Origin of the sequence: Salinibaculum sp. SYNS191, from assembly GCF_037338445.1 — an archaeon.
GTDB classification, from domain to species: domain Archaea; phylum Halobacteriota; class Halobacteria; order Halobacteriales; family Haloarculaceae; genus Salinibaculum; species Salinibaculum marinum.
Map to the genome: position 1 here is coordinate 2841077 of NZ_CP147838.1, position 12475 is coordinate 2853551.

The window sequence follows — 12475 nt, forward strand, 5'->3', positions numbered from 1 at the left end:
TCGGGGTCAGTCATCTGCCTCTGCGAACCGGACGCTGATGGGGGTCGGCAACGGGCAACCACCCTGGCCTAATCGTCCGCTTCTACGAAACAGATGCCTGCGCCTCGGACACGGCGTCCTCGGGGTCAGTCATCTGCTTCGGCCTCCGGCTCTTCCTCGTGCTCCGCCACGAACTCGCCGAGTCCGTCGATGGGCCGGTCTGGAATCATGTCGTTGAGTTCCGCCGGCGCGCCCAGTTGCGCGTCGCTCTCCTCGGGGTCACGCAGTTGCGTCCGCCCGCGGTGGACGGCCACCTCGTCGTTGAGGTGCAGGCCGATTGCCTCAAGCAGCGCCTCCGCCTCAAGGGGCTGGCCCAGCCTGCGCAGGTCCTCGACCTCCGAATCCGGCGGGACGTTGAACGCCCGCTGGGTGATGATGGGCCCCTGGTCCAAGTCCGTGGTCACATAGTGGGCCGTGACGCCGGCGAGGCGGACGCCCTCTTCGAGCGCCTGGAGGTAGGCCTCGGCACCGGGGAAGGAGGGGAGCAGGGAGGGGTGGACGTTGATAATCTGGCTCTCGTAGCGGAAGACGACGTCCGGCGAGAGGATGCGCATGTACCGCGCGAGGACGATGAGGTCGGCGTCGTACTCCGCCAGCAGGTCGAGCAGTTCGCCCTCGTCGGGGTTGCCGTTGTCGTCGCCGATGTCGTGGAAGGGCACGTCGTACTTCTCGGCGAGCGGTTCGAGGTCGGAGTGGTTCCCGATGACGACGCTGACCTCGGCCTCGATGTTGCCGCTGGCCCAGGCCTCGAAGATGGCCTCCAGACAGTGCGATTCCTTCGTCACGAGGACGGCAATCTGCTGGGTCTCGCGCTCGGTGGGGAACTGCACCTGCACGTCGACGCCAAGTTCCTCCCCGAGTTCGTGGAGGTCGGTCCGCAACTTCTCCTCCGTGCAGACCATCTCGGCCGTGTCGACGTGCATCGTCATCCGGAAGATGCCCTCCCGGACGGCCTGGTCCAGGTCCTCGATGTTGATGCTCCGCTCGAACAGCAGGCTCGTCACCTCGGCGATGAGCCCGGTGTCGTCCTCGCCGACGACGGTAATCTTCGTGAACTCGCGGGTCATCGTACCCACCCCGCGACGGTCGCGTGCGCAGTCATTGTGCGACGGGAAGGCGGCCGAGCGTCAAAGTCTTTCGTTTCACGCGGATTCCGGCACGAACCTCTTTGTAGCCCCGCCCACAACGTGCCCGACAGTGACCGACGGCGACGACATCACGGTGCTGTGCGTCGACCCCGAGACGGCGACCGCGGACACCGTCGCCAACAGGGCCGAAATCCGCGCCGTCCCGGCCGAAGACGTCGCTGCGGGCCGGGAGGCCGCTGCGGCGACCGACGTCGACTGCGTCGTCGCCGAGTACGACCTCCCCGACGGGACCGGATTCGACGTCTTCGAGGCAGTCCGGGAGAGCCACCCCAACGCGGCGTGTATCCTCTACACCGAGGCCGACCGGGCAGAGATAGACACCGGGGCGTTCCGCGATACCGTCGCGGAGTTCCTCCCGAAGGACAGCCCGAACGCAGGTGACCGCCTCGTCGACATGGTTCACATCGCCGTCGTCGACCGCACGCAGGTCGGCTTTCCCCTGCCGGACGACGAGGACGCCCGTCTCGACGCACTGGCCGCGTACGACGTCGAGTCCTTCGACGCCGTCGAGACCTTCGACCGCCTCTCGAAACTCGTCGCCAGCCACTTCGACATACGCGTCGCGTTCGTCGGCCTCCTCCACGAGATCGAGGAGCGCTTCGTCGCCTGCCACGGCGCGGACTGGGAGACGCTCGACCGTGAGGACTCCATCTGTACGTACGCCATCCTCGACGACGAGGTGACCGTCATCGAGAACGTCCAGGCCGACCCCCGCTTCGCGTACAACGAGACGCTGAAGGAACTCGAAATCCGCTCGTACGCGGGCGCGAACATCACGACGCCGGACGGGACGGTCATCGGCGAACTCTGTCTCGTCCACGACGAGCCACGCAGCTACGACGACGCGGGCCTCGCCGACCTCCAGCGCTTCGCCGAGGAAGTCTCCGAGCAACTCGAACTCCGGCGACGACTCGCAAGCGGGGAGGACGAGCGATGAGTCAGGTCGACGGGACGACCTACGAGTTCGAGGGCCTCCCGCTGGAACCGGTCGACGCCGGGACGAACCTGCTGGTCACCGGGCCGCCCCTGGGCGGGACGCGCCGGCTGGTGATGCAACTGCTCCACTGTGGCCCCTCGGAGGGACTGCTCCTGGTGACTACGGAGACCGGCGGTGGGGACGTCATCGACGCCTACGAGCGCGACGCCACCCGCTACGTCGACTCCCGGATGGCGGTCGTCGACTGCACGGAGCCGGGCCAGGACGACGAGGCCCGCAACGTCCACGCGGTCGCCGCGCCGAGTGACCTGACCGGCATCGGCATCGCCTACTCGTCGCTGTACGAGCGGCTGTACGGGCTGGGAATCGAGCGGGTCCGCACCGGGCTGGTCTCGCTCGCGCCGCTTCTGATGTACGCCGAGGAGGTCCAGCCGCTGTACCGGTTCCTCCACACGGTGACCGGCCGCATCCGCACGGCCGACGGGCTGGGGGTCTCGGCGCTGGACCCGGAGTCACAGGACGAGCGGACGTTCCGGACGCTGACCCAGCCCTTCGACGGCAGAGTCGAACTGCGCGAGCGCGACGGCACGCACGAACTGCGCTGTCGCGGGCTCCCGGACCAGCCAGACGGCTGGCAGCCGCTCGACCTCTAGCGGTCCCGGGTGCGGGATGGCGTCACCGCATCGCCTCCGACTCGGGGTGTGACACCTCCCTCGAACGGCCCGTTTCCGGAGCCAATCACAAGCGTTTTCGCCGCCCGCGTTCGTGTCTCGACCGATGACCGCCTACACCGCGACCGTCACTGTGCGGCTCAAGGCCGGGGTCCTCGACCCCGAGGCCGAGACCACACAGCGTGCGCTCGAACGCCTCGGGTTCGAACTCGCGGACCTGCGTTCGGCCGACCGCTTCGAACTCGACCTGGAGGCCGACAGCGCCGACGCCGCCCGCGACCGGGCCGAGGAGATGACCGAGCGCCTGCTCGCCAACCCGACCATCCACGACTACGAGGTCGACGTCGCCGAGCGATGACCGACTCAGTACACACGCCGACGACTCTCGGGTCCCACGCGGGGTGGTCACTGTGACGGTCGCCGTCGTCCAGTTCGGCGGCTCGAACTGCGACCGCGACACCGTCCAGGCCCTGGAGTCGCTTGGCATCGACGCCGAACTCGTCTGGCACGAGGACGGCCTGCCCGCGGACACCACGGGCATCGTCGTCCCCGGCGGCTTCTCCTACGGCGACTACCTCCGCGCCGGCGCGATGGCCGCCCGCTCGCCCATCATGGCCGAGGTCCGCGAGGCCGCCGCGGCCGGCACGCCGGTGCTGGGCATCTGCAACGGCGCACAGATCGGCTGCGAGGCGTCGCTGACGCCCGGCGCGTTCACGACCAACCGCAGCGCACGCTTCCAGTGTGAACACGTCCACGTCCGCGTCGAGAACGCCGACACTCCCTTCACCCGAGCCTACGAGGAGGGCGACGTCATCGAACTCCCCATCGCCCACGGCGAGGGCCGGTTCGAAATCGACGACGCGGAACTGGACGACCTGGAGGACGACGACCGAATCCTCTTCCGGTACTGCGACGAGAACGGCGAGGTCACCGACGGCGCGAACCCCAACGGCTCGAAACACAACGTCGCGGGCGTGTTGGGCGAACACGACCACGTCGCCGTGTTGATGCCCCACCCCGAACGCGTCACGCTCGCGGACGTCGGCCCGACCGACGGCCAGGGCGTCCTCCGCGGCTTCGCGGAGTGACCCAGGGGCATTTGCCGAGTCTGCAACCGCCCGTCCACTTTTAAGCGAACGGGGTTCAATCGCCCGACTAGAGCATGACGGACCCTGCTGTACTCGTCGAGTCGCTCCGGAAGCAGTACGGAAGCGTCCGGGCACTCGACGACGTGACGTTCGAGGTCGAGCGCGGCGAGATATTCGGGCTGGTCGGTCCCAACGGGGCCGGCAAGTCGACGACGCTGCGAATCATGTCGACGCTGCTGAGCGCCGACGCCGGCCGCGTGGTCGTCTGCGGTGCCGACGTCGAGGAAAACCCCAACCAGGCACGCGCCGCACTGCGGTACGTCCCCGAGGAGGCCGGGGCCTACGAGAACTTCTCCGGCCGGAAGTACCTCCATTTCGTCGCCTCCTTCTACGCCGACGACCCCGAGCCGATGGTCGAGCGGGCGGTCGAAATCGCGGACCTCGGTGACCGCATCGAGAGCAAGACCAGCGAGTACAGCAAGGGCATGACCCGCAAGCTCTTGCTCGCCGCCGGGCTGATGACGGAACCGGAACTGGCGATTCTCGACGAGCCCACCTCGGGCCTGGACGTGCGCAACGCCCGCCAGATTCGCGACACCATCAAAGAGTACCCCGGCAGCGACCGCAGCGTCATCCTCTCCTCGCACAACATGCTGGAGGTGGAGTACCTCTGTGACCGGGTGGGCCTGCTCAACGAGGGCCGCATCGTCGACACCGGCTCGCCGTCGGAACTGGTCGCGTCCTACGGCACCGAGAACCTCGAAGACGCCTTCCTGGAGGCCACAGCATGAACACGTTCTTCCGGCTCGTCTGGAAGGAGATGCGCGAGTTGCTGCGCCCGCAGTACATCCTGCCCATCCTGTTCGTCCCCATCATCTTCATCGCGCTCGGGCAGGGCTTTGGCGGCCTGGACGAGGCGGCCTCGGAGCCGCCCGAAGTCGGCGTCCTCGACGACGACGACGGCCGCTACGGCGACCTGGTCGAGGCGACGTACAACGCGAGCGCGGACGTGGTCTACCGCGGCAGCGGCACCGACCCGGAGGCGGCACTGAACGCGACCGAGGACGGGGGTGGGACGGCCCTCGTGGTGATACCGGAGAACTTCACCGAGCGCATCGAGGCGGGCCAGCGCGGGCAGGTCCGGCTGTACTCGGTCGTCGACAGCGTGAGCCTCACCGGCATCGCCTCCACGGGGAAAGTCGAGACCATCCTCCAGTCCGCCAGCGCCCAGATTACGCTCAACGTGACCGGGGCCACCGCCCAGGAACTTAGCCCCGTCGAGACCAGCTACACCACCGACGTCAAGGGCACCCGCATCAGCCAGTCCCCCGGCGTGCTCTCCGGCGCGTTCACCTCGCAGTTCCTGTTCGTCCCCGTCATCATCATGCTGGTCATCGTCTTCTCCGGCCAGATGGTCATCAACTCGATGGGGATGGAGAAAGAGCACAAGACGCTGGAGACGCTGCTGACGATGCCGGTCAAGCGCCGGACCATCGTCGCGGCGAAACTGGTGGGGAGCGCCGCCATCGGACTCCTCGCCGCCGGCGTCATGACGTTCGCGCTCAGCGAGTACCAGTCGGGCATCACCGGCGGTGGGGGTGGCGGCCTGCCCGCTGCCTTCAGCCTCGGGACGGCCGACTACGCGCTCGTCGGCGTCGCCATCTTCTTCGCCGTCGTGGGCGCGCTGGCGCTGGCACTCGTGCTCGGCATCTTCGCCGGGGACCGCCAGGGCGCGCAGATTCTGCTGCTCCCGCTGTCGATTCTCGCTATCGGACCCGCCTTCGCGACGATGTTCACCGACTTCACAACGCTGTCGCTGCCGCTGCAGGCAGTACTGTTCGCGATTCCCTTCACCCACCCGGTCATCGCGTCGAAACAACTGATGTTCGGCGACCCGCTGTTCGTCTACCTCGGCGTCGCCTACGAGGCAGTCTTCGCGCTCGGCGCAATCAGTCTCGCCGTGTACGTCTTCAACTCCGACCGGGTCGTCACGGGCAGCGCCGGCCGCCTCGGCGAGTGGCTGTCCCGTCTCCAGCGATAGCCGGCCGGACGCTGTACATTTAAACCATGGGAGGAACCAACCTGCACACGATGAACCGCCGCCACCTCCGCGTCGCCCTCCTCGCCGCGCTCGTGCTCTCGGTGAGCGTCGTGGCCTACGGCGCGGCCACCGCAGAGCGCTCCGGCACCGCCGCGGACGTCCCGACGGCCCCGCCGCGCGAGAACGTGACCGTCGCCACCGAGTCGGCCCGGTACGGCACCATCATGGCCTGGCACCCGAACGGGAGCCGGTTGTACTACGACGACGCGCGCACGAAGTACTTCGACGTCGACCGCGTCCCGGGGACGATGACCGTCGAGTACGCCGCGACGGACACCATCCACACGGCGGGCCCGACCTGCTCGTCGCCGCCCTGTGCCCTGAACGTCGTCGAGCGGGCGAACCTCACGACCGGCGAGACGGAGGTCGTCTACGCCCGCTACGACGCGAGCCAGCACGCCGCGGAGTGGCACGACCACGAGCGGGTCAACGACACGCACCTCCTGATTGCGGACATGATAGACGACCGCGTGGTGATGGTCGACACCGAGACGGAACTCGTCGAGTGGGCCTGGCAGGCCCAGGCTGCCTTCCCCGTCGAGGGCGGCGGCCCCTTCCCGGAGGACTGGGCGCACCTCAACGACGTGGACCTCCTGCCCGACGGCCGCGTGATGGCGAGCCTTCGCAACCAGGACCAGGTGGTCTTCATCGAACCGGGCGAGGGAATCCAGGAGAACTGGACGCTGGGCGCGGAGGACGACCACGACACCCTCTACGAGCAACACAACCCCGACTACATCCCTGCGTCCGAGGGCGGGCCCGCGGTCGTGGTGGCGGACTCGGAAAACGCCCGCATCGTCGAGTACCAGCGCGAGAACGGCACCTGGACGCGGACGTGGGAGTGGTCGGACAGCCGCATCCAGTGGCCCCGCGACGCGGACCGCCTCCCGAACGGCAACACGCTGGTCGCCGACACGCACGGCAGCCGCCTGCTCGAAGTCGCCCCGAACGGCTCCGTCGCCTGGTCGGTCCCGCTTGCTCACCCCTACGACGTGGAACGGTTCGGCACCGGCGAGGACAGCACCGGCGGCGAGAGCGCGGCCAGCCTCGGGCTGACTTCCCGGACCGGCGGGAGCGGGGCCGACGGCGGAGGCGGCCCCAGCCTGCTCGGGGGAGTCAGTGACTTCGTCAAGAGCCTGGCACCGACGTGGGTCGTCAACGGCGTCCTCTACGTCGCGCCGGTCTGGATGGGTCGCGAGCAGTTCTTCGCGGTGGGACTGGGACTGGCCGTCGCCGTCGTCTGGCCGGTGCTCGAACTGCGCTGGCGGTTCCCGGACGTGGGGCTGCGGCTCCCGGTCTACCGCGAGCGCCGCGACGCCGAGGTCCGGGCCGACGGCGACGAACCGGCCGAGGACGCGGAGTGAGGCCGGCGGCCGCCAGCCTGTCACCGTCTTTATCAGCCTCCGCGGCGAGGCTCCCGCTGTGAGCGCCTATCCCGGTGGACACGCGGGCTTTCTCGCGGTGGCGCTGGCGACGCACGCGCTGGTCGGGTACGCTCTGGGTGCGGTGCTGTTCGACCGAGCCGGCGCGGGCCTGGTGGGTGGCGTCGTCGCGGACGTCGACCTCCTGGTCCCGGCGTCGGTCGGGCCGCCCTTCGCCCACCGCGGCGTCACCCACAGTGCGCTCGCCCTCGGCGTCGCGACGGCCGTGGGACTCCGATTCGGCCGCGCGACGGCGGGCGGCGTCTTCGTGGGCTACCTCTCGCAACTGCTCGTCGACGCGACGACGCCGATGGGGATTCCGATTCTCTCGCCGCTCTCCGGGACGTACGTCGGCGTCGACCTCGACCCCGGCGGTCACTCACTTCCCGTGACCGCAGCGCTGTGGGTCGCGTGCCTGGGGCTGCTGTGGTCGCGGGGGAAACTCGACCTCCCGGGACGATAGCGCGACGGGCGCTGTCGCTCCGTCACGTCGAGGGGATAGGAAGGGAACGAGGGCTGGAGCGTGTGACACTCCGGCCGGGCGTGTACTCCGACAGGATTGGGCTCCCAGCCCTACACCACCGTAGACGGGGGAGATACTAATAGGCGGGCCTACCGCGGTGAAAGTGAAAGTGTGGGACAGCGGCGGGATGTGCCAGTCGTTGACGCAGCACTCTGTAAATGCGTTCCGGTACTCGGGTGAGTCTGCGACGCGCCCGTTCGTGTTGGTTTCCCTGCATATCCGGCAGACTTAGGGTGGCAGTGGCCGATGGTCTCAGCCATGGTCTACGACCTGGACTCGATAGCGACGGTCGGCGTCGTCGGCGCGGGAACGATGGGCAGTGGCATCGCGCAGGTGTCGGCGATGGCCGGGTACGACGTCGTCATGCGCGACGTCGAGGACGACCTCGTCGAGAGCGGCTTCGAGACTATCGAGCGCAGTCTCGACAGGCTGGTCGAGAGCGACCGGCTCTCCGACGAGCAGGCCGGTGCCGTCACCGACCGCATCGCCGGGACGACCGACGCCGCGGACCTCGCGGACTGCGACGTCGTGGTCGAGGCCGTCGTCGAGGAGATGGAGGTCAAGCAGAACATCTTCGCGGACCTCGACGACCGGACGGCGGCGGGGACGGTGCTGGCGACGAACACGAGCACGCTCTCGATTACGACGATAGCGAGCGCGACCGAGCGCCCGGAGGACGTCGTCGGAATCCACTTCATGAACCCCGCGCCCGTCATGCGCGGCGTGGAGGTCGTCGTCGGCGAGAAGACCGCCGACGCGGTGGTCGACTTCGCCCACGCCTTCGCGGAGGACCTGGGCAAGACGACCTGGGAGTCCGACGACAAACCCGGCTTCGTCACCAACCGCATCCTGATGCCCTGGCTCAACGAGGGCATCCGCGCCTTCGACGAGGGCGTCGCCACGAAGGAGGACATCGACACGGGGATGCGACTCGGGACGAACGTGCCGATGGGGCCGCTGGAACTGGCCGACCACATCGGTCTCGACGTGGTTCTCCACGCCAGCGAGACGCTGCACGAGGAACTGGGCGACCGCTACAAGCCGGCCTACCTGCTCAAGCGGAAGGTCGAGGCGGGCGACCTCGGGAAGAAGACGGGCGAAGGCTTCTACGAGTACGAGTAGACTACCGGGAAAGCGGCATCGAGTAACTCCGCTCGCGTTCGCAGACGACCTCCCAGGTCCGCTCGCACTCGCAGGACACCTGCTCGAAGACCGACGGGTCCTGCCGGAGGTCGAAGTCCTTGATGGCGCGCTGGACGCGGTCGTCGCAGTCGCCGCAGTTGTGCGGGCCGCGGTCGCTGCCGTGACCGACGGGGTCGGAGACGACGATGACATCGGCGTCGGCGGTCGATTCGAGCACGTCAGCGACGCTCCAGAGCCACGGCGGCCGGTAGCCGTCGCCGTGGTAGAGGTCCTCGACCATCGTGTGTCGCTGGACGTTGCAGGGGTTCATCGAGACGGTGTGACAGCCCTCCACGTCGGCGCACTTTCGGACGGACCGTTTCATGTCCGCGACGGCCTCGGACTCCGTGAGGAACGGCGGCTTCATCAGGAGGTAGGCTTTGATGCCGGCGCCGGCGTCGCGTGCGTCGGCGGCCGCGCGCTCGAACTCCGAGAACTCGAAGTACTTGTTCACGCAGTCCCGGCGCACGCGGTCGGTCGCCGTCTCCAGGCCGACGGCGACGTCCGTCTCCAGTCCCTGGTCGGTGAAGTCGGTGATCTTGTCGTGGTCGACGAAGTCGGGCAGGGACTCGACGACGATGCGCTCGCGGTCGGCGAAGGTCTCGGCGATGGCCCGCCGCGTTTCTGCGGGCACCTCGCGCTCGTCGAGGAAGGACCCGGAGGTGTAGATTTTGATGAGTCCAGCCGGTTCGTCGGCGTTGTCGGCCTCGTGGTCCAGGCAGGCGTCGATTTGCGCCATGAGGTCCTCGTGGCTGACGCTGCCGCCCTCGACGGACTCGGCGACGTAGCCGCACATCGTACAGCCGCCGGCGCGGGCCCAGCGACAGCCGCCGGTGTTGAGGATGATGGTCAGGGAGTCGTAGATGCCGTCGGGCGTGTTGTCCTCGTCGAGCCAGACGCGGGTGGGTTCGCGGGGGTCGTAGGTCTCGTCCTTGCGGGCGCGTATCTCCCGCATCACCGAGTTGTGGGCGTCCATCCCCCGGCCCTGCTCGTAGACGTCGGGACTGGGCTTGCTCATTGGGGGAGACAAGCGGACGCAGTCGTATATCCGCTTCGTTGCTCACTCCGTGGCCGTCGCGGCGTCGGGCCGTCGGAGCCACTGGCCGCCACGCCAGAGAAGCGCGACCAGGACTGCCCCGACGGCGTCGGCCGCCAGGTCGAGCAGGCTGAACGAGCGGTAGGCAAGCGGTAACTGGAGGAGTTCGACGAGGAGGCCGTAGCCGACGCTCACCAGGACCACGACGACCAGCAGGCGCTCGACAGAGGACGTGGCGAGTGCGGCCGCCAGCGTGGCCGCCAGCGCGGCGAAGGCCAGCGCGTGCAGGTACTTGTCGAGGCCGAGGACGCCGAGCGGTCCCAGCGTCGGGCCGGCGTCGCCCGGTCGCACGACTGCGGCGACGAGGATGGCCGCGGCGACGACGGCGACGAGTCCCCAGCGAGCGCGCTGTCCGACGCGAAACGAGGGCACTGTCGAAACTCCGGCGGCCAGCGTGAAACCTGTTCCGTCGCCCCGTCGCGGCTGCGCTGGCTCCTACTCCTCGTCGTCGTCCCGGAGCCACCTGCCGACAGTGCCCGCGCCAGCGACGCCTGCCAGCCCACTCACGAGACCGAAGCCGGGACCGTTCTCCCCCGCGGTCTGCGTCGGGGTTTCGGCCGGTGTCGCGCTCGCACTGCCGGGGGTGGCCGTCGGCTCGTTCCCGGGCGTCGGCGTCGTGCCTGCATCGCTCGGGGTGGGCGTCGCGTCGGTGTCGCTCGCCTCGCCGCCGTCCCCGACGGTCACCGCGACCACGGCCGTCTTCTCCAGTCCCGAGTCGTCGACGAAGGCGAACGCGACCTCGTACTCGCCGGGGTCCGTGAACGCGTGGGTGACGGTCTCCCCGGCGGCCGTCGACCCATCGCCGAAGTCCCAGGTGTAGCTGAGTATCGTCCCGTCGACGGTCCGCGACGCGGAGGCGTCGAACTCGACGGACTCGCCGACCTGCGGCGTCTCCGGCGTCACCGCGACCGTCGCCTCCGGGCGGATGTTCTGGCCGAGGTCGCTGACGTCCTCGCCGGCGATGCTCCGGCGGTGGAACTCGATTACATCCTCTCGCGCCGGGCGGGGCGTGTGGCCGACGCCCTCGTAAATCCGGAACTGGGCGTCGATACCGACCTCGTCGTAGACGCGCTGGCAGGTCGGGAACCGCTCGCGTATCATGTCCTCGCCGTAGACCGAGAGGGCGGTCTGGCGCAACTCGTCGCTCGTCCACGCGTCGTCGTAGGGAATCGTGTCGTTGGTGTCCTCGTCGCCCATGTAGAGGAACTGGTTCACCTCGTCCAGCGCGTCCGTATCGACTGGTTCGCCGGTGATGTCCTCGACGTCTGCTGTCCCGACGTGGTAGCGCAACGTTTGCCCATCGACTTCGTCGGTGGGCAGCAGCGCCATCCCGTTCAGCCCACCCGCGGTGACCGACAGCACGCGCTCCGGGTGCAGGACAGTGAACCGGTCGACGAAGTTCCCCGACGCGGAGAAGCCGTTCATGATGATCTTCTCGCGGACGGGGTGGTACTCGTCGGCCAGTTTCTCGCGGGCGTGGTCGACCATCCGGAGCAGTTGCAGGTCGACCCGCTCCAGCGGCCCGTCGCTAACCTGCATCGTGTCGCGGTCGAGCTGGTGCACGTAGTGGCTCCCGTCGACCGGGTCCGACCGCGGCCGGGGGAACACCGGAATCAGCAGCGGGACACCGAGACTGTCGCTGAGACGCCGGGGCAATCCGCCGTCGACGTTCTCCTTCGCGCTCCGTTCGTGCTCCGCGAAGTCGTCCGTCGCCGTGCCGGTGTTGTTCGACTGGACGAGCAGCGGCGGCGTCGTCCCGGCTTCGTCGTTTGTGGTCGCCGGCCCGTACAGGAAGTACGGATAGTTGAACCCGGCGTCGGGGTCGGCGTCGACGCGCGTCACCGACATTCCATCGACGAACGAGACGCCGTGTGGAAACACCTTCGCTGTGTCTTTCGTTATCGAACTGCCGCCGCCAGCAGGGTACAGCGTGAACGCGAGGCTCTGATTTTCCTGGAGTTCCGTTCCGAGCGACACGGTGACGTCAGTGTGGGTCCCCGACGGCAGTGTACCCTTTGCGAACTCGATTTCGTGACCGGGCGTCGACAGGACGTAGAAAACGTCTGCCGACGCCCGCACCTCCGCGACGACGACCTCCTGATTCCCACCGACTGTCTGGTCCTCGAACGTCACGGACCCCTCGATGTCCGCTGCCGAGGCCATCCCGACGGCAGTTGCTCCCGCGACTGCGCTTCCGAGCGCCTTGACCAGTGACCGTCTCGTGAACCCGCTCATCTTCGAACAGTACTCTACGGTTCAGACAAGTGGG

Annotated in this window: 13 protein-coding genes; 9 read left to right on the top strand and 4 right to left on the bottom strand. The window is 68.4% G+C overall.

Annotation, left to right across the window (positions count from 1 at the left end):
• Positions 1–125: 125 nt before the first annotated feature.
• Positions 126–1106, bottom strand: coding sequence for a formyltetrahydrofolate deformylase (locus WDJ57_RS15060; RefSeq protein WP_380629522.1), 981 nt, complete (start codon positions 1104–1106; stop codon positions 126–128).
• A 130-nt stretch (positions 1107–1236) separates the two neighbouring features.
• Between WDJ57_RS15060 and WDJ57_RS15065 the strand changes: the two genes are divergently transcribed.
• The 9 genes from WDJ57_RS15065 (at position 1237) to WDJ57_RS15105 (ending at position 9050) form a co-directional block, all read left to right on the top strand.
• Positions 1237–2124 (top strand): GAF domain-containing protein, encoded by an 888-nt coding sequence (locus WDJ57_RS15065; protein WP_338901659.1) that lies wholly within the window; start codon positions 1237–1239, stop codon positions 2122–2124.
• Positions 2121–2777 carry a DUF7504 family protein gene (locus tag WDJ57_RS15070; RefSeq protein WP_338901660.1) on the top strand — a complete coding sequence of 219 codons (657 nt, stop codon included), beginning with the start codon at positions 2121–2123 and terminating at the stop codon, positions 2775–2777. Before WDJ57_RS15065 ends, WDJ57_RS15070 begins: the two co-directional genes overlap by 4 nt.
• 124 nt (positions 2778–2901) lie before the next feature.
• Positions 2902–3153, top strand: a complete 252-nt coding sequence (gene purS, locus WDJ57_RS15075) for a phosphoribosylformylglycinamidine synthase subunit PurS (RefSeq protein ID WP_338901661.1) — start codon at positions 2902–2904, stop codon at positions 3151–3153.
• 52 nt (positions 3154–3205) lie between these two features.
• Positions 3206–3883 carry a phosphoribosylformylglycinamidine synthase I gene (gene purQ, locus WDJ57_RS15080; RefSeq protein ID WP_338901662.1) on the top strand — a complete coding sequence of 226 codons (678 nt, stop codon included), beginning with the start codon at positions 3206–3208 and terminating at the stop codon, positions 3881–3883.
• 74 nt (positions 3884–3957) lie between these two features.
• Positions 3958–4674, top strand: coding sequence for an ABC transporter ATP-binding protein (locus WDJ57_RS15085; protein ID WP_338901664.1), 717 nt, complete (start codon positions 3958–3960; stop codon positions 4672–4674).
• Positions 4671–5924: an ABC transporter permease gene (locus WDJ57_RS15090; RefSeq protein ID WP_338901665.1), complete on the top strand. Its 1254-nt coding sequence runs from the start codon at positions 4671–4673 to the stop codon at positions 5922–5924. Before WDJ57_RS15085 ends, WDJ57_RS15090 begins: the two co-directional genes overlap by 4 nt.
• A gap of 50 nt (positions 5925–5974) precedes the next feature.
• Positions 5975–7348, top strand: a complete 1374-nt coding sequence (locus WDJ57_RS15095) for an arylsulfotransferase family protein (RefSeq protein WP_338901666.1) — start codon at positions 5975–5977, stop codon at positions 7346–7348.
• A gap of 58 nt (positions 7349–7406) precedes the next feature.
• Positions 7407–7868: a metal-dependent hydrolase gene (locus tag WDJ57_RS15100; protein WP_338901667.1), complete on the top strand. Its 462-nt coding sequence runs from the start codon at positions 7407–7409 to the stop codon at positions 7866–7868.
• A gap of 306 nt (positions 7869–8174) precedes the next feature.
• Complete coding sequence (locus WDJ57_RS15105; protein WP_338901668.1) at positions 8175–9050, top strand: 3-hydroxyacyl-CoA dehydrogenase family protein; 876 nt, start codon at positions 8175–8177, stop codon at positions 9048–9050.
• A gap of 1 nt (position 9051) precedes the next feature.
• Here WDJ57_RS15105 and WDJ57_RS15110 read toward each other — a convergent pair whose 3' ends face one another.
• The 3 genes from WDJ57_RS15110 to WDJ57_RS15120 all read right to left on the bottom strand — a co-directional run bounded on the left by WDJ57_RS15110 (position 9052) and on the right by WDJ57_RS15120 (position 12441).
• The gene (locus WDJ57_RS15110; RefSeq protein ID WP_338901669.1) at positions 9052–10128 is read right to left on the bottom strand and encodes an archaeosine biosynthesis radical SAM protein RaSEA; all 1077 of its coding nucleotides are present in this window, start codon (positions 10126–10128) and stop codon (positions 9052–9054) included.
• A gap of 42 nt (positions 10129–10170) precedes the next feature.
• The gene (locus WDJ57_RS15115; protein ID WP_338901670.1) at positions 10171–10578 is read right to left on the bottom strand and encodes a VanZ family protein; all 408 of its coding nucleotides are present in this window, start codon (positions 10576–10578) and stop codon (positions 10171–10173) included.
• A gap of 63 nt (positions 10579–10641) precedes the next feature.
• Entirely contained in the window at positions 10642–12441 is a 1800-nt protein-coding gene (locus WDJ57_RS15120) for a PKD domain-containing protein (RefSeq protein WP_338901671.1), read from the bottom strand.
• Positions 12442–12475: the final 34 nt, after the last annotated feature.